Raw genomic sequence first — 25,775 nt, 5'->3', positions numbered from 1 at the left:
ACAAAGCCCCCGTGTTAAAAACACGGGGGCTTTGTTATGTTTATAAACTTAGTCAGCCGCTTTGGCTCCTTCCTCAAGAGCTTTTTTGTTAAGCTCAAGCATTTCGGGCTTGGCGCGTTTGAAAACAGCTTTCATAGCGCTTGCGATTGTGTCAATAGAAACAGCGCCCGTGGCCTTTGCAAAAGCACCCATAGCCACAAGCGTAGCTACTTTTAACGAACCCAGTTTTTCGGCTATTTCATTACAAGGAACATAAATAACTTTTATATCCGTTCTTTTTGGTTTTGAGTTAATTAGAGAACTGTTAATAATTAACAAACCGTCTTTTTTAAGCAAAGGCTCAAATTTTGGTAATGAAGGCTCATTCATAACTATAACCGTGTCCGGCGCAGTTACGATAGGGGTGTAAACTTCGTCCGAAGCTATCACTACCGAACAATTTGCCGTGCCGCCGCGCATTTCGGGCCCGTAGGATGGCAGCCAGCTTACTTTTTTGCCGTCAATAAGTCCCGCCTGCGCGAGTAAAATGCCCGCAGAAACAACGCCCTGCCCGCCAAAACCTGATATTCTTATTCCCTGGTACATAATTATTTACCCCCTTCGTCTTTAAACACGCCTAACGGGTATTGTTCCATCATTTGTTTTTGCACGAATTCCAATGATTTAACCGGATCAACGCCCCAGTTTGTGGGGCATTGGGATAAAACTTCAACTAAGCTAAATCCAACGCCGTTTACCTGGTTTTCAAAAGCTTTTTTAACGGCTTTTTTGGCTTTCATAACGTTTTGGGGGGTGTCTACCGCAACGCGTTCTAAATATTTTGAGCCTTTTATCTGGCTAAACATTTCGCAAATATTAATCGGATAGCCTTGTAAAGCGGCATCCCTTCCTTTGGGCGCTGTGGTAGCGGGTTGTCCCACTAAGGTTGTGGGGGCCATTTGTCCGCCGGTCATACCGTAAATAGCGTTGTTAATAAAAATTACGGTAATGTTTTCACTTCTGATAGCGGTGTGAACAATTTCAGCCATGCCGATGGAAGCCAAATCGCCGTCGCCCTGGTAGGAAAAAACTATGCTTTCCGGTTTTGCTCTTTTAATACCTGTGGCTATGGCCGGGCCTCTGCCATGGGCGCCTTGTATCATATCACAGTTAAAATAAGAATCGGCAAAAACCGCGCAGCCCACGGGGGCAACGCCTATTGTGCGCTCTCTTATTTTAAGTTCATCCATAGTTTCAGCTATAAGGCGGTGTACAACGCCGTGTCCACAGCCTGGGCAATAATGGAAAGGAACATCTGTCAAACTTTCGGGTCTTTTAGTTATTTTTTCCATAATTATTTGCCTCCCTTGCAGCCGCAGCCGCCGGTATTATGCGGATAAAGCTTTTCCGTTTTGCCTGTTAAAACTGAGTTGATTGCAGTAACAATATCTTCGCCCGCGGGCATGCCGCCGCCCGGCCTTGCGTGCAGATAAACGGGTACTTGCCCGCCAGCCGCGAGTTTAACGTCAACAATCATTTGCCCTAAACTCATTTCCACGCAAAGCATTGCTTTGCATTTGCCGTTTGATGCAAGTTCGCAGAGTCTTTTATAAGGGAAAGGCCACAATGTTATAGGGCGTAGTAACCCTACTTTAACGCCCTTTGCTCTGGCCTGTTCAATACCGGCTAAAGCGGCGCGCGCGGAAATACCGTAAGCAACTAAAATTACTTCTGCGTCCTCGGTATATCTTTCTTCAAAAAGGACTTCGTTTTCTTCCACGGCTTTATATTTTTCGGCTCTTTCAAAAACGGATACTTCAAGTTCCCCGTCTTTAAGTTTGTAGGAGAACACCATTCTCTTTTTCCTTTCTCCCGTATGTGTGCCTAAAGCCCACTCGGGTTCTTTTAAATCTTTAGGGTCTACGGGCTCAAAATTAAAGGACATACCTTCCATCATTTGGCCTAGAACGCCGTCAGCCAAAATCATGGCGGGGATTCTGTATTTTTCGGAAAGCTCAAAAGCGAGTTTCGGGAAATTGCCCATTTCTTCAACTGAGTTGGGGGCAAGAACTATTGTTCTGTAGTCTCCGTTGCCGCCGCCTCTTGTGGCTTGGAAATAGTCCCCCTGCGCGCCTGTTATGCTGCCAAGGCCGGGGCCTCCTCTCATAACGTTTGCTATAAGGCAGGGTAAATCAGCGCCGGCTAAATAGGAAATACCTTCCTGTTTTAAACTTATCCCGGGGCTTGAGCTTGAAGTCATGCTTCTTGCACCTGTGGCGGCCGCGCCGTAAATCATGTTAATTGCGGAAGTTTCACTCTCGGCTTGTACAAACGCGCCCCCCCTGTCTGCCATTTTAGCGGCCATGTATTCGGGTACTTCATTTTGAGGCGTTATGGGATAACCTGCAAAAAAGCGGCATCCCGCGCGTAAAGCGCCTTCAGCCATGGCTTCATTGCCTTTCATTAAAATTTTTTCTTTCATATACTCCCTCTTTGTTAAATTTAGGTATGATGGTAAAAATTATTTTTCAACGGTAATCGCCACATCGGGGCATACCATAAAACACATTTTGCAGCCGATGCAGGCCTCAGGTTTAACCATTACCGCGGGATAATATCCCGTCTTACTGAAATTTTTTGATTTTGCGATACATTGCTTAGGGCAGGCTTTAACGCAAAGGTAACAACCTTTGCATAACTGTTCATTTACTTCAATTCTTGGCATAGAACCTCCAATTTGCACTATAATAGACTACTTTCCTTTTGCCTGTAAGGGGGATTAACAGGGAAGTCGTTTCCGCACCATATTAATAACAATTTTTTTACTTGTAGTATGGCTTTAAATTCCGCGCCGCCCGCTTAAGGACAAGCGCAGAAAAATTAATTAATCCGCTTATATATAGTTTATTACTTTTAAAATTAAAAAACAATTTTGTTAGAGCCGCTTAACTTTATAAGATGCTTTAACCAATGTGTTTTCAAGCGTGCTTGAGAACAGTAGTTATTTTTGTTATTCTGTAGATAGCTGTTAATAAGGAGAATGTATGAAAAAAATATCTTTGCTTTTAGCTTTTGCTTTAACCGCGTGCTTTGTATTTTCCAAACAATTAATTATTTACCATACCAGCGATACCCATGGATTCTATTATCCTGAAAGAAATACGGAAAACAACAAAATGTGGGGCGGTTTTGCCGCGGCAAGAAATGTTGTTAATAAAGAAAAGCTTCCTTTTTTATTTTTAGACAGCGGTGATTATTGCAATGGTACGGTTGAGGCAAAAAACTCAAAATGCGTAACTTCGGCAGAACTTATGAACGCCATGGGTTACGACGCTACCACAATAGGCAACCATGAATTTGATTTTGGCGAGGATAATTTTTTAAAAGTGCTTCCTTTGTTTAAATTCCCCGTGCTTAACTCAACAATTACGGACAGCAGGCTTAAAGGGCAGCTTCCTTACACAAAACCTTATAAAATCTTTGAAAGAGCCGGCGTTAAAATAGCCATAATCGGCGTGGGTAAAGAGGGTGATAATAAACACTTTAAATTCGCAAATGTTATAAGCACTGTAAAAAAAGTTGTTAAAGAGGTAAAAAAAGAAAACGCCGATATTATTATTTTGCTTATACATGATTCCGCCGGCGATGAAAAACACCCGCAAAAAGTAAGCAATAAATTAATTGCGGAAAAAATACCTGAAATAGATATTGTTTTAGGCGGCCACGCCCACCAGGAATACCAAAATATTTTTGTGGGCAACGCTATTTTGGTGGAATCGGGATGCCATTTAAAGAAGATGTCTAAAATCGTTGTTGATATTGATGATGAAACCAATAAATATAAAACAGCCAAATCTGAACTTATACCTTTATATATAGAAAAAACAGGGCAAGACGAACAAATTAAAGAACTTGCCGAAAGTTTGAGAGTTCCGGGTATGGACGTTGTTTTAGGCAACACGGCTGCGTATATAAGCAAAACGCCGGTAAAGGAAGGATGCAAAGATTCCCCCATTAACAATTGGATAGCCGATGTTATAGCCAAAAACGTTGAAGGAGATTTTATTGTCCATAACGTGGGCGGCGCCAGAATAGGGCTTGAAAAGGGGCCTGTTACCATGCGCGATATTGTTACTTTATTTCCTTTTGATAATAAAATAGCCGTTGTTGAAGTTGACGGAAAATTTGTTAAAAACTTTTTTATAAACGGCATTAAAAACGGCCGCGCTTTATATAACTTCCACGGGTTAACCGCAAAGTTTAAATTAAAAAATAATAAAGTTAAAAATGTTGAAATTTTTATAAACGGCAATCCTTTGCAGGAAAACAAAACTTATAAACTTGTTACTAATGAATATATCGCCAAAGGTAAAACCGAAGGCTGGATGTTTAAAAAAATTGAAGAGGATAAAAAACAGTTTATTTCGCTTAGCATTAGAGATATGCTTATAGCCGATTTAAAAGCGAACTCGCCTTTAAAACCTTTAAATGACGAGTGCCGCCTCCAGGTTAAAAATTAAATGAGTAAAAAAATAGTTTTTATATTAATAGCCGTTCTTTTTGCCATGGCCTGTAAACAGGAATATTTAACAACTGTTACCGTTTACCATACCGCGGGCATAGGCGGCATGTACTGGCCTAGACAGGAGCCCGCTTATGAAAATAAGGAAACGGGCGGCATAGGCGTTTTAAAAAACTATTTTGAGCGCGAATACGGCAAAAAACTTTTGTTAGACAGCGGGGATTGGTTTTCCGAAACGCCGGAAGGCTCTATCGGTAAAGGTTCTTATATTTTGAAAATGATGCGCATGGCGGGTTACGACGCTACCGGTTTAAGTTATACGGACCTTGCGCCAGGCTGGGCGACAATGTCCGAAAATATCAGAAACAGCGAGTTTACCGTTTTGTCCTCCAATATTAAAACAAGAGGGGGCGCGGTGCCCTCTTATATTCCCAGAAGCATTATAAAAGAAATAAACGGCGTAAAAATCGGCATCTTTTCTTTAGTCATAAAAAACGATAAGGAAAGCGCAGGCGGAAGACTTGGCGAAATTAAAATTTTTGACGAAATAGAAGCCGCCAAGGCTGTTATTGATGATTTAAAGAATAAAGGCGCCGACGCGGTTATCCTTTTAGTGGATGTTGCCCAAAATGAAAATAACTATGAAGAAAGAGCAATTTTGGAACAAGTTGAAGGCATTAATATTGTTTTGGCCGGCGCGCCCTCGGGCGAAAAAACATCTATTGAAGAATATGACAACGCTTACATAGTAAAAACTGAGCCTTTTTTAATTAAGCTTACAAAGCTAAAACTTAATTTTGATTTTAATAAAAAATTGGCAGGAGTTGAGTTGGAAACGATACCTCTGTCTAAAGAAAAATACGGGGAAGACGAAGCCATAAAAAAAATTGTTGATGATTTGCGTTCGGCTACTTTTAAACGCTTAAACCATGTTATAGCCGAAGCGGAAGATCTGATTGCCGACGTGGATACCGGGCCTTCGGTTCTTGGTGAAATTATAGCCGGCTGTATTAAAGACTGGGCTAAAGCGGATATCGGCATAATTAACTCTGATCCGCTGCGCGTGTCAATACCAAAAGGGAAAATAACGGAATACTCTTTATATGAAGTTTACCCCTATAATGATACGGTTATGTCCGTAAGGATAAGGGGTGAGGAGCTTAAAAACATTTTGGAAAAAAGTTTACTTTCAAAAAATAATTTTCCTCAAATTTCAGGTATGACGGTTGAATATAATATGAGCGAGCCGGAAGGCAGCAAAGTTAAATCCATAAAAATAAGAGGGGGAAAGGTTTCCCCCGGCACAATTTACCGTCTTGCCACGACAGACCATATTATGGCGGGCGGCTTCGGTCATGATGAATTTGTAAATGCCGTTGAATTTAAAAATACGCGCGTTGATATCCGCACGCTGCTTCGCCAATGCTTATACCGCAAGAAGAAAATATCTAATTTCCCGCTTAACTGGAAAGAAGTTAAATAAAATATGAATGCTTTCGTTAAAAAAATAACAATAGGTTCTTTCGCGGCAAAAAATAACCTTATGCTTGCCCCGATGGCCGGTATTACCGACACGCCTTTTAGAATACACTGTTTAAATAACGGCGCGGGCATAGTTTGCGCGGAAATGGTGTCGGCCAAGGCGGTTGAGTATGATAATAAAAAAAGCGTAAAAATGTTAGCGGTTGATAAAAAGGAGCATCCAGTTTCCATGCAGATTTTCGGAGGGGATGCGGAAAGCATTTCCATAGCGGCCAAAGCGGCCGAGGCCGCGGGCGCTGATATTATTGATATTAACGCGGGGTGTCCCGTAAAAAAAATAAACAGAGCGGGCGCGGGCTGCGTTTTAATTAAAGATGAAAAATTGTTAGCTTCAATAGTAAACGCCGCTGTTAATTCCGTGAGTATTCCGGTAACTTTAAAAACAAGAATAGGTCTTACCGCTGGCGATTTTAAAGGTGATAAAATTGCCAAACTGGCTGAAAACGAAGGCGCGGCGGCTGTTATTATGCATGCGCGTTACGCCGGCAATGTGCATGGCGGCCCGGCTGATTTAGAGGCTCTTGCCAAAGTCGTTTCGGCCGTTAAAATACCCGTTATAGGTAACGGAGGTATCGTTGATGTTAATACAGCTGATAAAATGTTTGAAACCGGCGTGCGCGGCATAATGGTGGGGCGCGGAGCTATAGGCAATATTAATATTTTTAAAAGCATAATTAACGGTTGTGACATAGAGTTAAATCCTAAAGAAAACGTTAAAATATTTTTTAATCTGATTAAACAAAACGTTAATTTTTACGGTGAGAAAAACGGTATTGCCAGGAGTAGGAAAACCGTGGGTTTTTGGATAAAAGGGTTTCCGATGGCGGGGGAAATAAGAGGCGAGTTTGTAAAATTAAATACATTAGCCGCAGTGCAAAAACTTTTTGGGGAATATTTATGAAAACAGTAACTTCCCAAAAAATGAGAGAATTAGAAACCGCCGCCGTAAAAGAATTCGGCATAGACGAAGATGTTCTTATGGAGCACGCGGGCCGCAGCGCCGCTGAGGAAATTTTAAATTGTTTTTTATCTGAAAATAAGGAAAAAAAAGTAATTATTGTATGCGGGCACGGGGGTAATGGAGGTGACGGGCTTGTATGCGGCAGATATCTTATGGAGCGCGGGGTTGATGTTTACTGCTATATTATTCCGCCTTTCCAAGGCTCCTACAAAGGGTTGGTATTAAAAAATTTAAAAAGAGCGTTTTTTTCACACCTTTCCGTAAAAGAAATTTATCAGAATTTGTCCGATTTAAAAAACTCCGTGGCGGACGCTTATATAGTTATTGACGCTCTTTTAGGTATAGGTTTTAAAGGCGAAGTAAAAAAAAATTATAAAGAAACTATTGAAGTGTTAAACTCATCTCCCTCCATAAAAATAGCTTTTGATATACCAAGCGGCCTAAACGCCGACAGCGGACAAAATGAAGGCGCTGTTTTTAAGGCTGATTATACTTACGCTATGGGTTTTGCCAAGCAAGGCTGTTTGAAGGCTAAAGATATTTGCGGGGAAATAAAAGTTTTAAATATCGGCCTGCCTAAAGAGCTTTTGTCTAAAGTTTAACTTTTACGCTCTTATTTCTTTTTGCTTCTGTGATAACGTCATTAATTTTAACAAAATTATTAAGCCCGCCTGTTAAAACAGTGTTTCCTTTATTTTCAAAAACAAAAGTCATGCTGTCTTTATCTGTGCCGCTGTATCCCGTATTATTCCAAAATTTAACATAGCCTTTATTTATGCCCCATTGAGCCGTAACGGAGGTGTCTTTATGCGTTACGGCTTCACCGGGCCAAATATCTGTAAAAGGTATAACTCTTTTAACCGAAGGAATAATTTCTTTTTTAGAAAATAAAATATCCGCCCGCTTTCTTGAAAGAGAATAAAGAGTGTTTTGCAAAACCGTGTCATTAAAATTTTCTGTAGTTATAAATGTTTGCCCGTTTATATTTAAAACAACGGCGTTTGAGTTTTGGTAATCTAAAACAAAAACATAATTTTTAGGTTTAAAAGGGTTAATTAAAATAATAAGCAAAAGCAGCAAAGATAAACCGGCCGCTATTATTTTTTGGTGTTTAAAAAAGACCGAGTTATAAATAAAAAATAATATTATAAAAAACAGCGCCGTTGAAGGCACGCTTAGCGCCGGCACCGAAACGGCCGAAAAAGAAAATGAGCTGAAAAAATTAACAAAAAATTTAAAAACAAAAAGAAGCGCGAACGTAATATAATAAACCGCTTTAAATAAAAAAGAAATGTTAAGTAAATACGTAAAATATAATAAAAACCCCGCCCCCATAATTATGCCGGAAAGGGGAACTAAAAAAATATTTGATAGAAGCGCGGTTATTGAAAAACGGTAAAAAACATTGGCGTATATAGGCAGCAAAACAAGCTGTACCGAGGTTGTTATTAAAAAAATTTCTAAAGGGATTTTTATGTATTTGGGCCATTTGGCGGGCAGTTTAAAGGAGTTAACTGAAAGTAAAATGATAAAAGTGGCTAAAAAAGACATTTGAAAACCGACATCTTTTATGCTGCCGGGATTTGTAATTAAAATAATTAAAGCGGCTAAGCAAAGGCCGTGGAACGCGCCGGAATTACGGCCTGTTTTTATACCTATGCCTGTGCAAATAGTCATAAGATATGCGCGAACAAGGGGAGCGTCCGCGCCCGCTAAAATTGTGTAAACGCCCGCGGCCGCCAAAGCCAAAGGAAGCCGCCAGTTATATTTTACGCCCAGTATCACGTAAACGTAATACATTATTAAAGTAACAAAACCGACGTTGCCGCCGGAAGCCACAAGCAGGTGCATGGCGCCGCTGTCGTTAAACGCTTTGTTAAGATCGGCAGGCACTTCGCCCCGCGCGCCTAAAACAATGCCGCCCAAAATAGCCGCGCCGTCACGATCGAAATATTTTTCAAACAGGTTTAAAATGTCTTTTCTGATATTGCATAAAAAGGTAAAAAACAGCGGAGCTTTTTTTATTACTTTAGCATTGTCTGCGTTAAATTGGGTGTGAATGTTTTTGTTGGCAAGATATTGAGCCCAGTTAAAATTGCCTTGTATATTTACGGCAAAAGGAGTGGTGAGGTGTCCTTCCAGCTCTACAACATCAAAAAGATTAACTTCTGTATCAGGAGGCATCTTAGCGTAAATTCTGCTTTTAACATCCTCTCCGTTTAAGGTAAGCACTTTTGCAAAAATATTAACGCCGCCTGATTTTATTTGCGGGTTTTGCGTTACGAGTGCGGTTATTACCGCTTTAGCCGGCGCTTTATGCGCGATGTCGTTGTCACTTATTTTGTTAGGGGTTGTTAAAAGAAACAGAGCGTAAAATATAAGAAATAAAAACAGAGGCCTTTTATAATAATCAACATGCATAAAAACCTCTTAAATTTTTATAGTTTTGTTCTGCCTTTTAAAGAATAGGTTAAAGTCATTTCGTCTAAATAATCCAAATCGCCGCCTAAAGGAACGCCGTAACCTATGCGGGAAACTTTATCAACAAGTCCTCTTAAAGCGTCGGCAATATAAAGGGCGGTGGTTTCTCCTTCAGTGTCAGGGTCGGTAGCTATAATAACCTCTCTCACAGGTGTTTGGGAATTATGTATGCGTTCAATAAGTTCTCTTATTTTTATATTTTCAACGCCACGGCCATCTATGGGTGACAGCGCGCCGTGCAGCACATGATACAGGCCTTTAAATGCGCCTGTTTTTTCAATAGCTTCAATGTCTTGCGGGTCTTCAACTACGCAAATGATATCACGCTCGCGGGAAGAATCCTCACAAATATCGCAAACCCCGTCTTCCGAATAGGCAAAACAAATTGAACAAAGATGAATATTTTCACGAAGAGCGGATAAAGCGTTAATAAACTCGTCAATTTCACTGTCGCTGGTTTTTAAAAAATAAGCGGAAAAGCGCTCCGCCTGTCTGGGGCCTACGCCGGGCAAACGCCTTAAAGCGCGTACAAGACGGTCAAAACTTTTCATTATTTAATGACCTCCCCCGGTATTATGCCCAGGAAACTTTTTACATAATCAGGTATTTCCCTGTCTGTTTTAACGCTTTCAAATTCGGCGGAAAAGTCTTTTTTTACAAAAGGTTCCTCATTGTAAATAACAGGTTTCGCCGGAGCTTCAATTGTTTTTACGGGAGATTGCTGTGTTTTAGGTTTAAAAGGTGATTTAAATGTAGGTTCCGCATTTCCTTCAATCGGGGCAAAAGGGATTCTCTTTTCTTTTACGGAAGCGGGTTTTGCAGGGGCAGGTTTTGTTTCCATCTCCGCTGAGAAAATAAAATTTATTTTTTTAGCAAACAGCTCTTGTGATTTTTCCTCAAGTTCTGCTATTTTTACCTCAAGCGCCGTAGCGTAAAAGGAATTTGCTTTGTTAAAACTTAAAGACCAGGTATCCCCTTCTATTTCATAAGAGCAGTTTTTAAGTGCGTCAAAAATAAAAAAGTTATCTTTAAAACTTAATTTAAATTTTTGGAAATCGGCATTTTCAGGCTGTGCTGTTGTAGATTTTTTTGCGGGCAACGGAATATCCGCTATTTTCGCGTGGACAACTTTAGGCGCTTTTTTGGGAGCTTCCTGTCCTATATTTTCAACAGTTATTTTAGCCGTTACCGGTTTTTGGGTTATTTCAATGTTATTATCTTTTGTTTGGGACGGGTTAAAGCTGTTTAAATTTTTTTTTTCTTCTTCCGTCGGGCTGTTACCGCTTAAAGCGCTTTCAAGTTTTTCCAAGCGTTTTATAAAAGCGTCTAAATCAATGCAGGAATCCATTACCGTAAATATACCAACTTCAGCGGTTATTAAAGGTGAATCGGCGAATTTTGTTTCGTCAATAACTTTATTTATTTTCCTTGTAAGTCCCGCTATATAAGAAGGGGAGGTTTTTTTAGCAAGTTCGGCAGCTCCTGAAAACGGTTCATGTCCGTGGCCTATGGACAAATAAAACAAATCGCCCAAAGCGTTTTTCAAATCACGCAAAAATGAAAGCGGGTCGAACCCTTCCATTTGAATGGTTTCAAAAACGGTGTGCATTTCATTATAATTTTTCTTTAAAACAGCTTTAACTGCGGCCTTTAAAATATCCTCAGGCATAAGGCCAAGCATGTCTATAACAAGTTCCTCCGTTATGCTGCCGTCTGAATAAGCTATAGCTCTGTCTAAAATGGTAAGAGCGTCCCTAAGCGCGCCGCCCGCCTGGGAAGCTATTATTTGAACCGCTTTAGGTTCAATATTAATATTTTCTTTTTGCGCAAGCGCGGTTAAATGGGCGGAGATATCTTCTTGCGTAATCGGTCTGAAACGGAATGTCTGGCAGCGGCTTGAAATAGTGGCCGGCACCTTATGTTTTTCTGTAGTGGCTAAGATAAAAACAACATGCGCCGGCGGTTCTTCAATAGTTTTGAGTAAAGCGTTAAAAGAACTGTCTGAGAGCATGTGCACTTCGTCTAAAATAAAAATTTTAAACCTGTCCCTCGTAGCGGCAAGGGCAACAGTGTCTATAATAGCTTCTCTTATTTTATCAACCTGCGTGTTGGAGGCTGCGTCTAACTCAAGCACGTCCATATCGCTGCCGTTGGCTATTTCTATACACTGCGGGCATTTGCCGCAAGGCGACGCGGCAGGCTTATTGCCGTTGCCGGTGCAGTTTAAAGCTTTAGCGAAAATTCTTGCGGAAGTTGTTTTGCCGCACCCTCTTGGTCCGTAAAAAAGGTAGGCGTGTCCGACGCGTCCTAGTTTAATGGCGTTTGTTAAAGTTTTTGAAATAGTTTCCTGTCCCACAACGTCTTCAAAGGTTTGGGGGCGGTATTTGTTTGATAAGCTTATATATCTGTCTTTTTCTTGTCCGAACATATCCATAATTAAAAAACCTCAAAATTTTATTTGCTTAAATACTCGGTTGTGGCTTTGCGCGCTTTAATAAAGTCCATACTGTATTTGCCGCCGCCCAGTAATAAAGGCGTAAGTAAAGCCGCTATTGAAAGCGTTACAAAAAATAAGGAAAGCCGGTTGACCGTTCCTAAAGTAAAAACGATTCCCAAAATCATATTAAAAATTAACAGGCAAAGCGCTGCTGTTCTTGTGCGAAGCCCTAAAAGAAGAGCCAGCGTAATGGCGATTCCTATCAAACAAACGGCTATTACAATAGCCGGAGTCACGGGAAAGTGGAAAATATTTACCGCGTTTTGCGATATCGTCCTGAAATTTAAAATAACACCCGTAATAAAATATAACTGGGCCGCCGTAATTAAAAGCCTTGATAAAAGCATTGTTACGGAAAAGTGCGTCTCATTAACCACACATTTACAATTTGTTTGTATTTTCATTAGTATACCTTAAAAATTAAGCCCCGCTGATAAAGAGTAAAACAACCTGTGGTCAGAAGAGGACACATCCGTCATTTCCATCTTTCCTGTTACGGATACGTTACTTATCCTTAAAGTTATACCGGCGTTGGCTGAGTCAAAAGTATCTGCGGCGCCTTTACGTTTTGCGTAAACGTAACCGCCTTGTAAATCAAACATAAAAAATGAAAAAACGGCCTGGGTAGACCAAAAATAATCCAAAAAACCGCGGTCTATTATGATAAAGAACGGAATATCCGTCCATGCGTTTTCAACGCTTGGTACTGGGTCTTCGCTGAAATTAACGGCTTTGGAAAAACTTGTGGTGAGCGTAAACGGTTTTAACGTTGCGCCTATACTGCAGTAAACTCTGGTTTCATCCATTTCATACGGGTACAGCGGCACAGTTTGGTCATAGACGCTAAAATAGCCGTCTCTTTGTTCATGCCTTGTATAACTGGTTCCTATCTTAGCGAAAAGGCGTGAAAGCGCCGCGTGGTTGTCATGTATAAAAAAGTATGTAGTATCGCCGGCTACGGAGTAATTCATATATCCGTTAGATCTTGGAACAAAGCCTCCCTCAAGGCCAAAGCCCAGCTTTGAAGGTTGGTATTCAGCGCGCAGGCCGAACCTGCTTACGCTTGGTTCCCCTTCTCTGTCCGAATTTCTGAAATATGAATACATTGGTATAATGGTAAGATTGTCCGCGGCCTGATACCTAAACGAGCCTCTTAAAGCCGTGTATCCGTTTTCCCCTCCTATGGCGGAAACGGATAATTGCGCAAAAGATGCCAAAGGTATTGATAAAAAGATTAAAACTAAAAGTTTTTTCATAATAAATCCCCAAAACACAAAAGAGCGGTATTTATTTATATTACTATTTTTTTAGCTTTAATTGCCGTTATGAAACAATTTTAGAAGTATACGGCTATTCCAGCGTCCCATATATGCGAATAATCAGAAAAATGGTATTGATAGTTTGCTAGAAACGACATGTTTTCATTTATATAGACACCCTGCGTGGCATTTATATAGTGGGTTCTTGAAGGATGCCCGCTTGTACCGTAGTCATAGTTAAAATAAATAAGCGTTTTGGTATTGTCCGTATAACTTATAATCATTTGCACAATGCCGCCCGTACCCACATAATATCCTTTAGGGGAGTTGTTAGCCTCCGCGTCCATTTTTACAAGAAGGGCTATATCTAAAAATTTAGACATGCCGTAGGTCACGCCTATAGAGTTATTAAAAATAAGCCCTTTATATCTGTGAAGAGCGTGGTTGTTTTTATCGGTTGAAAGACTTAAGCTTGACGAAAAAGACATTTTTGCAGGTTTTATATTAATCCGGGGTAAGGCCGAAAGGCTGTAAAGCGTTAAACTTAAGTCAACGTCTTCCTGCTCGAAATAATACCTGCTTTCAAGAGAAAGAAAACTTAAACTTATATTTTCGGCAAAGCCTATATTGCTGTCAATAATTTCATGCGACAATGGGTTAATCCTTAATTTTGTAAATGTGCTCTCACGGTAACTGTTGTAACCGAACGCCGCATCAGTTCTTGTTAAAGGATGCGCTTTAACCGGGGAAATTTGGCGCGGGGGCAGATATCTTTTTTCAAAACCATAATCATTAAAATCAAGGCATTCAAGTTTTTGCTCGTGCTCCCGGGCGGAAATTTGCTTGCCGCGCAATTTCATGTCATTATTTATCTGCAGCGCGGAGAGAATAAAAGGTTTTTGCTTGGGATCAAAGCATTCCAAATCTTCGGGGGTAACGGCAGCTTGTTTTTCAAGCCTTTCCAAATCGGCCTTGCCCTGCTTGTCTAAAGAAGATTTAATTTTGGAATATTCCTCACCCTCGGCCGGATATAATGTTGTTTTTTCTATAATGCCCGCCTCACTGATAGATTGGGTTAAATCCAAGGGGGTTTTTCTTAGAACGGCTTTTGTGTTTAAATCAGGCACAGCTACTCTTAAAGCGGATTCAATAGCGGGCGCGCCGTTAAGCGCGAAAAAGGAATATCTTATTTCTGCGTCTTTAAGTTCCCACATATGCATTATTATTTTTTTAATTTGTTCGGGAGTAAAATCAAGGGAATATTCCCATATGTTTCTATTTTGGTCGGAAACATATTTTTTTGCCGTTTCCGAAAATGGCGTAATTACATAATTACCTGAAAATCCGCTAAATGCGCCTAAAAGCACCGTAAATGGATTATATTTCTTTGTCATTTGGGCGGAAAAAGACAAAGAATCCTGCTCCACTTCCCCCACAGAATGTTTGTTTATTTTAATACCCATTTGGCCGAATAGATCTTCCGTAGTGGCTAAAGACTGGCTTATATAAAAAATTGAGACGGATTGCGGCTTTGTAAAATCAATAAAATTTTGAAATTCGTAACAATTTTGCGACGGAAGCAAATCTTCCGTAATACCCAACTGTTCTTTAATCCACATTGTTCTTAAAGGAAATCTGCATTCTACGCTTTGTTTGTCCGGGTGGGGGAGAAATAGCGCCTCAATAAAAGCGTTTAATTCCTGTTGTGGGTCTTGCATACCGTTTTTGGAAACGAAAAAAGAGGGCGACACTATATCGCTTTTTCCCCGGTTGTAATGCATAAGTATTGACCAATAGGAGTTTTTATGAAGTTGCTTCTCCGCGGCTGATTGTTTAAAGTATTCGGCGTCTTTTAGCTGCGCGTGCGAGATGATGGAAATAAAAAAAAATGATAAAGGCAAAATAAGTTTTAATGAAAGCGTGACTTTCCGCATGGAAAAATCCTTTTAATATAAATTATATGTTTTTCAGCATAGCATATTAGATTGGGCGCGGGCAATATTCCCTACTTTTGAAGGATAAAGATATTTTTTTAATAGAAACCTTAAAAATACGTTAGTACAACAAAAAACCCCCGCCGTTTGGCGGGGGTTTTAAGCTAAATTTATTTCTTTTTCGCTTTTTTTGACGCGGATTTTTTGCTTTCACAGCAACAGCATTCCTGTTTTTTCATCTTAGCTATTTTAGCGTCATCGTTTTGCAGGAATTTTATGTAATTAAAGCCTTTTCTGCTTTTCCATGCTTTCTTGTGGTAGGCATAAGCCGTAATTAAAGGCACGGCCAAGGTACATTCCGCGTATACCATCTGTTCAAGCGCGGTGGAAACTTTGCCCCATGATGAAGCTTCTTTAAGCGTTGAGCCGGAAAGCGCGCCGTCTCTTTCATCGGCGACAGTTACTTGGACGGCATATTTATGCATGGGTGAGTCCTGGCCCAAAATTTCTGCAGCGACCACGGTGTCTTGCACAAAGTTTTTAGGAACGCCGCCCGCGAACATAAGAAGGCCTGTTTCTTTTGCGTTAATTTTGATTTTTGTAAGCTCTAAAAAGTCCTTAGCGCCGTCTAAAGTAACATGGGATGTAGGTCTTTCGGTCTGATGTGCTACAAAGCCGAAACCTGCCGAGCAGTCCGCGAAAGCGGGAACAAATATCGGAACGCCTTTTTTATAAGCCGTGTAGATAATGCTGTCTTTTCCTTTTTTCTTGGCTTCTAACCATTTGCCCATTTCCCAAATAATCTCTCTTGAGGAATAAGGCCTGGGTTCAAGCGTGTTAAGGATTTTGTGAACTGTTTCGTCGCAGACTTTAAGTTCGTCTTCATTGATGTAGGTATCATAAATTCTGTCAATATGAAGATCGCGCAGTAAATTGTCGTCAGCGTTATGTTGGTCGCCTTTATAATGTTTGTAACCGAGGGCTTCAAAAAAGTCCTGGTCAACAATGTTGGCGCCTGTTGAAACAATAGCGTCAATCATGTTGTTTTCCAATAAATCTACAACAATTTTTTTAAGACCTGCTGAAATTAACGAGCCCGCCAAGCACAAAACAACCGCGCAGCCTTTATCGGCTAACATCATGTTGTAGATTTTGCTTGCTCTGGCCAAATCTCTTGAAGAGTACGCCATATTGCTGAAATCTTCAACCATGCTTACAGCCTGGCTGTACTTTTTAATATCGATATGTTTAATTAACTCTTTCGGATTTAAAAAGTCCTTTTGTGTCTTTTTTGCCATTTTTTTCTCCTGTGCTACGCAACTTTACTCTGCCGCTTACTGCTTTCGCCCGCTGTGCTTTCTCTGCGGTTGAGAGGAAACAGAGGCAATTGCGCGCAACAATTAAAAAAAGTGCGTTACTCTTATTAATTTTGTATTGTATAAATTATACGAAATATCGGCTTGTTTTTGTTAATTTTTCGGAGGAAAAAATGTATTCAAATTTGCAGAAAACAGACAAGGCAGTTTTTGACGCGGTTGAAAAGGAACTAGGCCGCCAGCGCACTAAGCTTGAATTAATAGCAAGTGAAAACTTTACATCTTTAAGCGTTATGGAAGCGCAGGGGAGTATTCTTACAAACAAATACGCCGAAGGCTACCCGGGTAAACGTTATTACGGCGGCTGCGAATTTGTAGACATGGTTGAAACTTTAGCGATAGAAAGAGCTAAACAAATTTTCGGCGCGGAGCACGCCAATGTGCAGCCGCATTCGGGCGCGCAGGCAAATATGGCCGCTTATTTGGCTCTTATTAATCCAGGTGACACCGTGCTTGGCTTGAATCTTTCCCACGGCGGGCATTTAACTCACGGGCATCCGATGAACTTTTCAGGCAAATATTTTAAAATCGTTCCCATGAATGTACGTAAAGAGGATGAGCAAATTGATTATGAGGAAGCCGCCAAACTGGCCCTTGAACACAAACCCAAAGTTATTATGGCGGGCGCTTCAAATTATTCAAGAATTTTTGATTGGAAAAAACTGCGCGAAATCGCGGACAGTGTGGACGCATACCTTATTTGTGACGTGGCGCATTACGCAGGGCTTATAGCCGCGGGCGTTTATTCAAACCCCGTGCCTTACGCGGACATTGTTACAACAACAACACATAAAACCCTGCGCGGCCCCAGAGGCGGTTTAATTTTATGTAAAGAAAAACATGCCAAAGCGGTTAACTCATCAGTTTTTCCCGGCCAGCAGGGCGGGCCGCTAATGCATGTTATCGCGGCCAAAGCGGTTTGCTTCGGCGAAGCGTTAAAACCGGAATTTAAAGAATACCAAACCCAAGTTGTTAAAAACGCCAAAGAACTTTCGACCCAATTACAAAAACTGGGGTACCGCATAGTTTCCGGCGGTACGGATTGCCATGTTTTATGTGTTGATTTAACTTCTAAATCAATGACTGGTAAAGCTGCTGAGGAAGCTTTAGATAAAGCGGGCATAACCACAAATAAAAATACCATTCCTTACGATACGCAAAAACCGTTTATTACAAGCGGTGTAAGGCTTGGCACTCCCGCTGTTACAACAAGGGGCATGAAAGAAGCTGAAATGGCGGCTATAGCCTCCTTTATTGACAATGTTTTAAATAACGCGGATAATGAAGCTAAACTTGCGGAAATTTCTAAAGAGGTTACAGCTTTTTTAGGTAAATTCCTGTTATATACAGAATTAAACTAACCAGAGAGAAGACATGAAGGATATTATTGAAAGAGCAAAAAAAATAAAAATGTTAATTACGGACGTTGACGGCGTTTTAACCAAAGGGGAAATAAACCTTTTTGTTAATGAAAAAGGCGAAACGGACGAAGTAAAGCAGTTCGCGGCGGTTGACGGCCTTGCTTTTATGTTTTTGTGGGAATTTAATATGCCAAGCGCTATCCTTACGGGGCGTTCGCATAAAACAACTGTAGCCAGGGCAAAAGATATAAGCGTAAAATATGTTTACCAGGGGTTTTTAAGCAAAACATTTCCTTTTGAGGAAATGCTTGCCAAAGAAAATCTTAAACCTGAGGAAATTGTTTATATAGGGGACGATATTATCGACCTGCCCGTTCTTACAAAAGTAGGGCTCGCGGTATGCCCGTCCGACGGTTTGGATTGTGTTAAAGAATGCTGCCAATATATTACAAAAGCCAAAGGCGGCAAAGGCTGCGTACGTGAAATTGTTGAAATAATTTTAAAAGCGCAGGGTAAATGGGACGGCCTTTTTGAAAGAATTAAAACAGGCACCTGGAAGCGCAAACCCAAAATAGCGCCGCAGGTTTTTACTTCTGACGGTACGCATTAAGGGCGCTTAGCAATAGTTTTAAAAAACTGCTAAAATCAAAAGAGAGCAAAGCACAAACGGACTTTGCTTTCTTTAAATCACTTTATGTGCATTATTACGCGGTAATTCACCCGCTTTTCATTACATTTCTCAGAGAGTTTATAATGGCTAAATTTATTGTATTTGAAGGCCCGGACAGAGGCGGCAAAAGCACGCAGGCAAACCTGCTAAGAAAATATCTTGAGGCTGCGGGCTATAATGTTTTACAAACTAGAGAGCCCGGCGGAACACCGGTGTCCGAAGGAATAAGAAAAATTTTACTTGACCCGGAAAATTCGGTTTCCCCCAGAGCGGAACTTCTTTTGTATGAAGCTTCCCGCGCGCAGCATACTGAAGAAAAGATTTTGCCCGCTTTACAGGAAGATAAAATAGTTATTTGCGAGCGTTACACCATGTCAACCTGCGCTTACCAAGGCTATGGCAGGGGTTTTGATATGGATTTAATTAATACGGTAAACAATATTGCCACGCACGGCTTGCAGCCTGATTTAACTTTTGTTTTTTTAATGTCGGATAAATATTTTACCGAAAGGGGTGAATATTTGTTTTCGGACAGACTTGAGCTTGAAGGCAATGAGTTTAGGGAAAAAATGAGGCAGGGATATAAAGAACTTGTAAAAATTACCCCCAACGCCGTTTTGATAGATGCGGATAACACCGTTGAAGAAATACATGCCAAAGTTTTGGGGCATTTAAAAGAATTTAATATTTTATAAATATGTTTAGAGATATTTTAGGGCAGGAAAAAACAATTAACCAGTTAAAAAAATTTATAGCTTCGGGCCGTATTCCGCAGGCTATGCTTTTTTACGGCCCAAAAGGTACAGGTAAAGCGTTAACGGCAAAAAAATTTGCAATGGCGCTTAACTGCACGGACGAAGCCGCGCGCGCGGAATTTGATTCCTGCGGAACATGTTTGAACTGCAAAAATATTATAGCTAATACGCACCCAGATTTTGTGTGGGGCGATTTTGCGTATCAGGCGGGGCTTACCGGTAAGGAAGTGGAAAAGCAGCAGCATATGAATATTGAAGCTGTGAGGGACATGACTACAAAATCACAGCAAAAAATAATGACGGCCCGCTATAAAGTGCTTGTTTTAGACCACGCCGAAACCATGCTGCCCGACGCCGCCAACGCCCTTTTAAAATTTATTGAAGAGCCCGCCGCAAATACCGTATGGATTTTAAACTGCGCTAAAAAAGATTTAATGTTAAGCACAATAAAGTCACGCTGCCAGGCTGTTCCATTCGCGCCTTTAAAAGCTAAAAATGTTGTTGACATATTAACGTTTTGTGGAATTGACGCTGATTTAGCGGCAAGGGCGGCAAGGTTTTCGGGCGGATCGGCAGGTAAAGCGCGCGAAGTTATAAACGTTTTGGAAAATTTAAACGGGGCGGACGCATCGGCGGAAACTTTTCCTTATGAGGCGGCTGCAACCTTAAGTCGTACTTTGGCGCAGGCCAGGGGAGAGGCTTACGTAATTTTAGATATGGCTGCACAAGGCCTGCATGATATGTGGACCAAAGAAAAAGATGTTCAAATAAAAGAAAAAATTAAACAGACATTAAAACAGCTTTCATACTATAGATACGCTGTTTCAAGAAACGTTTCCCCCTCGCTGGCTTTAGAAACAGCCTTAATGGAAACGGGTGAATTTAATCAGCAATTATTTAATTAGCAAAAGTTAAGGAGAAATATGACAAAGAAGTTTTATATTACCACGCCTATTTATTATGTTAACGCGTATCCGCACATAGGCCACTCTTACACAACGCTGGCTTGCGATATTGTAAGCAGATACAAAAGATCACGCGGCGAAGAAGTACATTTTTTAACCGGCACCGACGAGCACGGTATTAATATAGAAAAAGCGGCTGAAAAGGCGGGTATGTCGCCCAAAGCGTGGTGCGACCAGGTTGTAGATGCGTATAAAGAACTTTGGAAAATTCTTGATATAAAATATGACGATTTTATAAGAACAACGGATAAACGCCACGAAGAAACAGTGCAGCAGATTTTTGAAATACTTATAGCCAAAGGTGATATTTATTTAGGCCATTACAGCGGCATGTACTGCAACTCGTGCGAAGCTTATATGGACGAAACCGAAGCGCCCGAAGGCATTTGCCCCATTCACAAAAAACCTTTAACGGAAGTTAAAGAAGAAACCTATTTCTTTAAACTTTCAAAATACCAAGACGCTTTGCTTAAATTTTATGAAAGCAACCCTTCTTTTTTAAACCCCAAGTTCCGCTCAGCCGAGATAACTAACTTTGTGAAAAGCGGGCTTAAGGACTTGTCCGTAACACGCACAAAAGTAGCCTGGGGCATACCTGTTAAAAGCAACCCCAAACACACAATTTATGTGTGGTTTGACGCGCTTATTAATTACGCCAGCGCGGCGGGACTTGGCTTAAATATTTGTGAAGATAAAGAATTTTTTAAAGAAGAGTTAAAAAAAGTGGGCCTTAACAGTTTTGAGGATGTTTGGCCCGCTGATGTCCATTTGATAGGCAAAGAAATAGCGCGTTTTCACATGGTTATTTGGCCCGCAATGCTTATGGCTTTGGGAATACCCACTCCTAAAAAAGTTTTCGCGCACGGTTGGTGGACTGTTGAAGGGGAAAAAATGTCTAAAACATTAGGCAATATTGTTGACCCTAAAAAAGTAGCCGATGAATACGGTTTAGATCCTTTAAGGTTTTTCCTTTTCAGGGAAGTTCCTTTCGGCGCGGACGGCGATTTCAGTATGGATTCTTTTATAAAAAGATATAATGCCGATTTGGCTAACGACTTGGGCAACCTTCTTTCCCGCACGCTTAACATGGCTGTCAAATACGGCGATTTGCCGGCGGAAGGAGAATATAAAAGTCCGCTTTTAGTAAAAGCGGCTAATGTAGACAAAGCGGTTGAAGAACACATGTCCGAGCTTGCTTTAGATAAAACCTTGGAAGCTGTTTGGAGCCTTATAGGCGATATGAACAGATATATTGACGAAACAAAACCCTGGGCACTTGCCAAGACCGATGAGGCAGCGGCAAAAAACGTTATTATTGATTTAATACATGCTTTAAGAAAAGTGGCGGTGTGGGTAGAACCTTTTATGCCTGCCACAGGCGCGGAAATGAAAAAGCGCCTAGCGCCGGGGCCGGTGCAAAAATACGCTCCGTTATTTCCCAGACTTGAAGTTAAAAAATAATATTTAGTTTAAAACCCCGCCCGCAAGTATTTGCGGGCGGGGTTTTATTTGTTTTTGTAAAGTTTTTCAAAAAATTTCCTACAATAAAGAATATAATTTTATTTAGAAATTATTTTAATAAAAAATCACTGGTAAAATAGATTAAGATTTACAACTTGTGATTAAGGAAATATTTTTATAAAACATATGGTTTTATTTGAATTTACTTTATAATCACAACTATAAGAGTAATTACCGCAACAATCAAAGTTAATAATGATATTGTCGTGTTTCTTTTTTCATAGTTTATTACTCTTTTCTCACGGCGCATTTGATCCCCAATGGTTTCCAGGCCGTTTCCTGTTCCGATATGGTCAAAAAAACTAAAGTTATCTTTCATTTTTCATCTCCTCTCATTAGGCATTTTTTCCATCTTAAATCCTTATATTTTTATTATGGGGGATGGAGTAAAATCTATTTTAAAACTATTTTGTATATTTAGTCAATTTGTAGAATTAAGTGAATTCTTTTAAAGGTTTCCATATTTTAGAAAAGCGGATAAAGTGATGGTTTGTGAGGGAGTGTTATAGGTTAAATAAAAAAGCCTCTCTTAGTGAGAGGCTTTTAAATACAAAAAGCGAAGAAGAAAAACGAATCTTGATATAAAGCTTCAAGATAGCTGGGCGCCCCCATGAAATAAGCGGGCGTTTACGTCGTAGAATTAAAATTGTCTGAAACCCGAAAACACCCTGCTCTTCCTTTATTCTTCCCAAAAGCACTAAAAAAGCTATATTATAACTATGGTAAAAAATGTTAATTATGACAAAATAAATGATTTGAAGGGAGTTAAGATTAAAGATGCCTGCACGCTATTAGCAGGCATGGTTAATACTGCATTGAATAATCACAACCCTGCCCTTGCGCTTAAAGCAATAAGCCTTGCGGAAGAACTATTCAAAAGAAAGCCTATAAGTAGCCTCAAAACCCATTTATACCATGTTGTAGCAAATGCCTGGAGTTGTGTGGCAAAAAACAGTGGAACTCCATGGGATTGGGATAGTGAGGCCTTTGGTAAAGAAATTTTTTATTTAAGAAAAACACTTTTAGAGCCTGCTTTTGAAAAATATCCTCCCAGCTTTAGGGTCATTATTTATACTAACCTGGCAAATTTATTAAATACTTTAGGCCGAACAAACGATGCTATGGAGTATTGGGATAAAGCTATAGCAACCATTCCCAATTTTGGTATGGCTCTTGGTGGTAAAGGTATAGGGCTTATGGATTTAGCAAATACCATGATTTATGATACTGCCAGAGCTGAAATGTATCTATACAGTGAGGATTTACTTAAAAGAGCCATTGCGTCTGATACAGTTGAAGACCACGCCAGGCAACCTTTTCAGAGACGTTTGGAATTCCTTGATGAAATGAAAATTAAGAGGAGCGGACTTAAGAAAACTCACGCAAACAAAGTATATAACGACAGGCAAGAGGCAGATTATAGGTTTTGGTGTAGATACCATGGACTAGTTTTAAACAACTTAAATCTTATTGAATATTACAGAGAAACCAGTGATTCTATTCATATGCCGTCAATGGTTACATATGGAGCGGTTGGTATGCCTAAATACTACCCTTATTTCAATCAGTTAAAACAGGAATTCATTACAGCAAGATATTTATGCTATGAAGGGCAACTTTATGATTATACAACTCATTTTTCTGATAAAGAGGTTTATATTATTGACACATATAGCGGGGAAAGGAATGACTTATGTATAGAAAAAATCAAACTGGCTTTTAAAACTGCATATTCTATATTAGATAAAATTTCTTTTTTTATTAATGATTTTTATGAACTGAAACACACCAAAATGTTTAACTTTAGAAACGTATGGTATAAAGATGCAAAAGAGAAAGAGGGGTTGTTAAAAATATTTGATAAGAGAAAAAATTGGCCCCTGCGAGGATTGTTTTATTTAAGTAAAGACTTTGCATATACAACAAGTGATGTGTATTGTATTGAACCTGATGCCGAGGGATTAAAAAATATCAGAGACCATTTGGAGCATAAGTTTTTAAGAGTAATGATGATTCCCCGTGATGAAGAAACTCCAGTTATATCTGAAACAGACTTGCTTAAAAAAACTATTAAAATATTAAAATTAACTCACTCTGCATTGACCTATCTCTGCCTTGCTGTTGGAATAGAAGAAGCCATGAAGCCGCAAAAAGAATCAGAAAATGGAATCATTATGCCTATTTATATGGAACCCAAGCAGAGATAAAGATTTATTTCGGCGGATTTTCTAAAAGGGGGATGTTGCTACCCTCTGGGAAACTAATAACGCCATCCATAACTTTTGTTGTTTGTTTAATATATTGCGGCGATTAGTGAACATACCTGATAGTATACTAATAGAAAAACCCTTCACTAAAAATGAAGGGTTTAAATGGAGCGGGCGAAGGGAATCGAACCCTCGTCTCAACCTTGGCAAAATTTTGATTGAATTTAATAAAAATAAGATATTATCGTCTTATGTACGACGACGAGTCAAATTTGAAATAGTGAAATCTTACCAAAACCTTCCCATAATGTCTCAGAAACGATGTTTTTAGGTTAGCTCTAAAAGCTTATTTTCAGATAAAGCAATAATTCCATCCATAACTTTAATGGTTTGCTGAATGTATTGGGGGCTAAAATGTGAATATCGCATGGTTAGCTCTATTGTTGCATGGCCTAATATACGCTGTAAATCGGTAATATTGCCATCGTTTTGCATATACAGACTGGCAAATGTATGACGGCAGGTGTGGAAACAGTAGCCTTCAAAGCCAAGTTTCTTTAGCAGTTTATTAAAAGAATATTTTAATGCGGGCACTGTAATGTTAAATACTTTATCTTGTGGATTAGTATGCATGGCTAGTAGTATTGGTCTTAAATCGTTTGCTAATGGGATTTCTCTCGGTTTGCCTGACTTAGACATTGTAATTCTAATAATACCGCCGTAAAAATCTACATCTTTCCAGCGAAGATTAAGGATTTCCATTTTACGACAGCCCGTTAATACTGCAAAAGCAATAATAGGTTTAAGCCTGTTCTCTGCCGTTACTAAAAGGCTTTTGATGTCTTCCTTTGTAAAATATTTGTCTCTGGGTGGATTGTCACGTTGTCGCACTACTCCAATACAAGGATTCTGTCCTTTATATAATTTGAGGTTTAATGCTTTATTAATTATGGCGCGGAATAAAGAAAAGTGGCGGTTTGCAGTTGAAGGAGATGTCCTTTCCCAAGTGTCATTATAAAATTTTTGTATGTCTTCTGTCGTTATATCGGCAACTTTCATATGTCCGAAACGTGAAAGAATTATGTCAAAGGTATATTTAAAAGTTTGTGCGCCTCTAGTTTTTCTGCCGTGAAGAGACCAATATCTCTCTGCTATTTCGGCGAATGTAACATCTTGCTTATCTAAATCAGGGAAAAACTTGCCTTCTTTAATATCTGTTAGTATTTTACGCTCAATGTCTAAGGCAAGCTTTCTGGTTATAGCAACAACTCTTTTATAACGCTTGCTTTTATATCTGTAATCAATACCCCATGTTCCGTTTTCTGTTTCAAAAACGCCCATTTCTGACCTCTATAGCAATATACACTATTATAACATATTGATAACTATTAGTAAATAGCTTTCAATATCTATCATTATCTTTTGTGCTATAATAAATATATGGCAAAAACAACTAAAGAAAGTTCAGAAAATAATAATATAACAGTCAGCTTTGTTCTTAATGAAAAGCTGCTTAAAGCACTCAATGCTCATACTGCAAAAGAAGATAGGAGTGTATCTTGGGTTATTAGGAAGGCGTTAGAGCAATATCTAAGGGTTAAATAAAAACAATAAAATTTAATACCAATATATATACTAATAGTATAAAAAATACATTTAGACGCAGATTTGAAGAGATAGTATAGATGTAAATTGCTACTCCGCAAACCATTTACAAACACCGCAGAATATAAGCTGTTGTTGCA

24 protein-coding genes are annotated in these 25,775 nt (G+C 39.7%); 11 read left to right on the top strand and 13 right to left on the bottom strand.

From position 1 onward, the window contains the following. Positions 1 to 48: 48 nt before the first annotated feature. Genes EMIN_RS07535 through EMIN_RS07520 form a run of 4 tightly spaced genes read right to left on the bottom strand, consistent with a single transcriptional unit; the run spans position 49 to position 2,704 of the window. Entirely contained in the window at positions 49 to 585 is a 537-nt protein-coding gene (locus EMIN_RS07535; protein WP_012415641.1) for a 2-oxoacid:acceptor oxidoreductase family protein, read from the bottom strand. 2 nt (positions 586 to 587) lie between these two features. Beyond that, complete coding sequence (locus EMIN_RS07530) at positions 588 to 1,331, bottom strand: thiamine pyrophosphate-dependent enzyme (RefSeq protein ID WP_012415640.1); 744 nt, start codon at positions 1,329 to 1,331, stop codon at positions 588 to 590. Between the two features lie 2 nt (positions 1,332 to 1,333). Continuing rightward, positions 1,334 to 2,461, bottom strand: a complete 1,128-nt coding sequence (vorB, locus tag EMIN_RS07525; RefSeq protein ID WP_012415639.1) for a 3-methyl-2-oxobutanoate dehydrogenase subunit VorB — start codon at positions 2,459 to 2,461, stop codon at positions 1,334 to 1,336. A gap of 39 nt (positions 2,462 to 2,500) precedes the next feature. Then, a complete protein-coding gene (locus tag EMIN_RS07520) occupies positions 2,501 to 2,704 on the bottom strand; it encodes a 4Fe-4S dicluster domain-containing protein (protein ID WP_012415638.1) in 204 nt (67 codons plus the stop codon). A gap of 319 nt (positions 2,705 to 3,023) precedes the next feature. On the opposite strand from EMIN_RS07520, the gene EMIN_RS07515 reads away from it, so the two are divergent. From EMIN_RS07515 to EMIN_RS07500, 4 genes are read left to right on the top strand one after another with little or no spacing between them, the layout of a single operon-like run. Further along, positions 3,024 to 4,499 (top strand): bifunctional metallophosphatase/5'-nucleotidase, encoded by a 1,476-nt coding sequence (locus EMIN_RS07515; protein WP_012415637.1) that lies wholly within the window; start codon positions 3,024 to 3,026, stop codon positions 4,497 to 4,499. Continuing rightward, the gene (locus tag EMIN_RS07510) at positions 4,500 to 5,984 is read left to right on the top strand and encodes a bifunctional metallophosphatase/5'-nucleotidase (RefSeq protein ID WP_012415636.1); all 1,485 of its coding nucleotides are present in this window, start codon (positions 4,500 to 4,502) and stop codon (positions 5,982 to 5,984) included. 3 nt (positions 5,985 to 5,987) lie between these two features. Then, positions 5,988 to 6,944 carry a tRNA dihydrouridine synthase gene (locus EMIN_RS07505; RefSeq protein ID WP_012415635.1) on the top strand — a complete coding sequence of 319 codons (957 nt, stop codon included), beginning with the start codon at positions 5,988 to 5,990 and terminating at the stop codon, positions 6,942 to 6,944. Next, positions 6,941 to 7,606 carry an NAD(P)H-hydrate epimerase gene (locus tag EMIN_RS07500; protein ID WP_012415634.1) on the top strand — a complete coding sequence of 222 codons (666 nt, stop codon included), beginning with the start codon at positions 6,941 to 6,943 and terminating at the stop codon, positions 7,604 to 7,606. Before EMIN_RS07505 ends, EMIN_RS07500 begins: the two co-directional genes overlap by 4 nt. Here EMIN_RS07500 and EMIN_RS07495 read toward each other — a convergent pair. The 7 genes from EMIN_RS07495 to EMIN_RS07465 form a co-directional block, all read right to left on the bottom strand. Beyond that, complete coding sequence (locus EMIN_RS07495; protein WP_012415633.1) at positions 7,596 to 9,425, bottom strand: ComEC/Rec2 family competence protein; 1,830 nt, start codon at positions 9,423 to 9,425, stop codon at positions 7,596 to 7,598. The genes EMIN_RS07500 and EMIN_RS07495 overlap by 11 nt on opposite strands. A gap of 17 nt (positions 9,426 to 9,442) precedes the next feature. After that, positions 9,443 to 10,036 carry a recombination mediator RecR gene (gene recR / locus EMIN_RS07490; RefSeq protein WP_012415632.1) on the bottom strand — a complete coding sequence of 198 codons (594 nt, stop codon included), beginning with the start codon at positions 10,034 to 10,036 and terminating at the stop codon, positions 9,443 to 9,445. Beyond that, positions 10,036 to 11,919, bottom strand: coding sequence for a DNA polymerase III subunit gamma/tau (dnaX, locus tag EMIN_RS08495; RefSeq protein WP_012415631.1), 1,884 nt, complete (start codon positions 11,917 to 11,919; stop codon positions 10,036 to 10,038). The genes recR and dnaX overlap by 1 nt, the downstream gene beginning before the upstream one ends. 20 nt (positions 11,920 to 11,939) lie before the next feature. After that, entirely contained in the window at positions 11,940 to 12,386 is a 447-nt protein-coding gene (locus EMIN_RS07480; protein ID WP_012415630.1) for a hypothetical protein, read from the bottom strand. Between the two features lie 9 nt (positions 12,387 to 12,395). After that, on the bottom strand, positions 12,396 to 13,238 hold the full coding sequence (locus EMIN_RS07475) for a hypothetical protein (protein ID WP_012415629.1): 843 nt from the start codon (positions 13,236 to 13,238) through the stop codon (positions 12,396 to 12,398). 80 nt (positions 13,239 to 13,318) lie between these two features. Next, positions 13,319 to 15,175, bottom strand: coding sequence for an Lnb N-terminal periplasmic domain-containing protein (locus tag EMIN_RS07470; RefSeq protein ID WP_012415628.1), 1,857 nt, complete (start codon positions 15,173 to 15,175; stop codon positions 13,319 to 13,321). A 170-nt stretch (positions 15,176 to 15,345) separates the two neighbouring features. Next, a complete protein-coding gene (locus tag EMIN_RS07465; protein ID WP_012415627.1) occupies positions 15,346 to 16,473 on the bottom strand; it encodes a 1,9-bis(guanidino)-5-aza-nonane synthase in 1,128 nt (375 codons plus the stop codon). A gap of 191 nt (positions 16,474 to 16,664) precedes the next feature. On the opposite strand from EMIN_RS07465, the gene EMIN_RS07460 reads away from it, so the two are divergent. The 5 genes from EMIN_RS07460 (at position 16,665) to metG (ending at position 21,763) form a co-directional block, all read left to right on the top strand. After that, a complete protein-coding gene (locus tag EMIN_RS07460; protein ID WP_012415626.1) occupies positions 16,665 to 17,912 on the top strand; it encodes a serine hydroxymethyltransferase in 1,248 nt (415 codons plus the stop codon). 13 nt (positions 17,913 to 17,925) lie between these two features. Continuing rightward, positions 17,926 to 18,522 carry a KdsC family phosphatase gene (locus EMIN_RS07455; protein WP_012415625.1) on the top strand — a complete coding sequence of 199 codons (597 nt, stop codon included), beginning with the start codon at positions 17,926 to 17,928 and terminating at the stop codon, positions 18,520 to 18,522. A 143-nt stretch (positions 18,523 to 18,665) separates the two neighbouring features. After that, on the top strand, positions 18,666 to 19,277 hold the full coding sequence (gene tmk / locus EMIN_RS07450) for a dTMP kinase (RefSeq protein WP_012415624.1): 612 nt from the start codon (positions 18,666 to 18,668) through the stop codon (positions 19,275 to 19,277). A 2-nt stretch (positions 19,278 to 19,279) separates the two neighbouring features. Then, entirely contained in the window at positions 19,280 to 20,242 is a 963-nt protein-coding gene (locus EMIN_RS07445; RefSeq protein ID WP_012415623.1) for a DNA polymerase III subunit, read from the top strand. A gap of 18 nt (positions 20,243 to 20,260) precedes the next feature. After that, positions 20,261 to 21,763, top strand: coding sequence for a methionine--tRNA ligase (metG, locus tag EMIN_RS07440; RefSeq protein WP_012415622.1), 1,503 nt, complete (start codon positions 20,261 to 20,263; stop codon positions 21,761 to 21,763). 202 nt (positions 21,764 to 21,965) lie between these two features. On the opposite strand, the gene EMIN_RS08960 is transcribed toward metG, so the two are convergent. After that, positions 21,966 to 22,142, bottom strand: a complete 177-nt coding sequence (locus EMIN_RS08960; protein ID WP_012415621.1) for a hypothetical protein — start codon at positions 22,140 to 22,142, stop codon at positions 21,966 to 21,968. A gap of 400 nt (positions 22,143 to 22,542) precedes the next feature. Between EMIN_RS08960 and EMIN_RS07435 the strand changes: the two genes are divergently transcribed. Next, positions 22,543 to 24,030 (top strand): LA2681 family HEPN domain-containing protein, encoded by a 1,488-nt coding sequence (locus EMIN_RS07435; protein ID WP_012415620.1) that lies wholly within the window; start codon positions 22,543 to 22,545, stop codon positions 24,028 to 24,030. A 327-nt stretch (positions 24,031 to 24,357) separates the two neighbouring features. On the opposite strand, the gene EMIN_RS07430 is transcribed toward EMIN_RS07435, so the two are convergent. Beyond that, positions 24,358 to 25,371, bottom strand: coding sequence for a tyrosine-type recombinase/integrase (locus EMIN_RS07430; RefSeq protein ID WP_012415619.1), 1,014 nt, complete (start codon positions 25,369 to 25,371; stop codon positions 24,358 to 24,360). A gap of 99 nt (positions 25,372 to 25,470) precedes the next feature. On the opposite strand from EMIN_RS07430, the gene EMIN_RS08645 reads away from it, so the two are divergent. Then, positions 25,471 to 25,635: a ribbon-helix-helix domain-containing protein gene (locus tag EMIN_RS08645; protein ID WP_083759850.1), complete on the top strand. Its 165-nt coding sequence runs from the start codon at positions 25,471 to 25,473 to the stop codon at positions 25,633 to 25,635. Positions 25,636 to 25,775 lie beyond the last annotated feature (140 nt).

Origin of the sequence: Elusimicrobium minutum Pei191, from assembly GCF_000020145.1 — a bacterium.
Classification (GTDB): domain Bacteria; phylum Elusimicrobiota; class Elusimicrobia; order Elusimicrobiales; family Elusimicrobiaceae; genus Elusimicrobium; species Elusimicrobium minutum.
The sequence above is the reverse complement of the archived record's forward strand: the minus strand, read 5'-3'. Positions and strand labels throughout refer to the sequence as shown.

Bases quoted from the DNA above. Each gene is read 5' to 3' on its own strand.
- EMIN_RS07535 (WP_012415641.1), bottom strand. From the start codon at position 585: ATGTACCAGGGAATAAGAATATCAGGTTTTGGCGGGCAGGGCGTTGTT.
- EMIN_RS07530 (WP_012415640.1), bottom strand. From the start codon at position 1,331: ATGGAAAAAATAACTAAAAGACCCGAAAGTTTGACAGATGTTCCTTTC.
- vorB (WP_012415639.1), bottom strand. From the start codon at position 2,461: ATGAAAGAAAAAATTTTAATGAAAGGCAATGAAGCCATGGCTGAAGGC.
- EMIN_RS07520 (WP_012415638.1), bottom strand. From the start codon at position 2,704: ATGCCAAGAATTGAAGTAAATGAACAGTTATGCAAAGGTTGTTACCTT.
- EMIN_RS07515 (WP_012415637.1), top strand. From the start codon at position 3,024: ATGAAAAAAATATCTTTGCTTTTAGCTTTTGCTTTAACCGCGTGCTTT.
- EMIN_RS07510 (WP_012415636.1), top strand. From the start codon at position 4,500: ATGAGTAAAAAAATAGTTTTTATATTAATAGCCGTTCTTTTTGCCATG.
- EMIN_RS07505 (WP_012415635.1), top strand. From the start codon at position 5,988: ATGAATGCTTTCGTTAAAAAAATAACAATAGGTTCTTTCGCGGCAAAA.
- EMIN_RS07500 (WP_012415634.1), top strand. From the start codon at position 6,941: ATGAAAACAGTAACTTCCCAAAAAATGAGAGAATTAGAAACCGCCGCC.
- EMIN_RS07495 (WP_012415633.1), bottom strand. From the start codon at position 9,425: ATGCATGTTGATTATTATAAAAGGCCTCTGTTTTTATTTCTTATATTT.
- recR (WP_012415632.1), bottom strand. From the start codon at position 10,036: ATGAAAAGTTTTGACCGTCTTGTACGCGCTTTAAGGCGTTTGCCCGGC.
- dnaX (WP_012415631.1), bottom strand. From the start codon at position 11,919: ATGGATATGTTCGGACAAGAAAAAGACAGATATATAAGCTTATCAAAC.
- EMIN_RS07480 (WP_012415630.1), bottom strand. From the start codon at position 12,386: ATGAAAATACAAACAAATTGTAAATGTGTGGTTAATGAGACGCACTTT.
- EMIN_RS07475 (WP_012415629.1), bottom strand. From the start codon at position 13,238: ATGAAAAAACTTTTAGTTTTAATCTTTTTATCAATACCTTTGGCATCT.
- EMIN_RS07470 (WP_012415628.1), bottom strand. From the start codon at position 15,175: ATGCGGAAAGTCACGCTTTCATTAAAACTTATTTTGCCTTTATCATTT.
- EMIN_RS07465 (WP_012415627.1), bottom strand. From the start codon at position 16,473: ATGGCAAAAAAGACACAAAAGGACTTTTTAAATCCGAAAGAGTTAATT.
- EMIN_RS07460 (WP_012415626.1), top strand. From the start codon at position 16,665: ATGTATTCAAATTTGCAGAAAACAGACAAGGCAGTTTTTGACGCGGTT.
- EMIN_RS07455 (WP_012415625.1), top strand. From the start codon at position 17,926: ATGAAGGATATTATTGAAAGAGCAAAAAAAATAAAAATGTTAATTACG.
- tmk (WP_012415624.1), top strand. From the start codon at position 18,666: ATGGCTAAATTTATTGTATTTGAAGGCCCGGACAGAGGCGGCAAAAGC.
- EMIN_RS07445 (WP_012415623.1), top strand. From the start codon at position 19,280: ATGTTTAGAGATATTTTAGGGCAGGAAAAAACAATTAACCAGTTAAAA.
- metG (WP_012415622.1), top strand. From the start codon at position 20,261: ATGACAAAGAAGTTTTATATTACCACGCCTATTTATTATGTTAACGCG.
- EMIN_RS08960 (WP_012415621.1), bottom strand. From the start codon at position 22,142: ATGAAAGATAACTTTAGTTTTTTTGACCATATCGGAACAGGAAACGGC.
- EMIN_RS07435 (WP_012415620.1), top strand. From the start codon at position 22,543: ATGGTAAAAAATGTTAATTATGACAAAATAAATGATTTGAAGGGAGTT.
- EMIN_RS07430 (WP_012415619.1), bottom strand. From the start codon at position 25,371: ATGGGCGTTTTTGAAACAGAAAACGGAACATGGGGTATTGATTACAGA.
- EMIN_RS08645 (WP_083759850.1), top strand. From the start codon at position 25,471: ATGGCAAAAACAACTAAAGAAAGTTCAGAAAATAATAATATAACAGTC.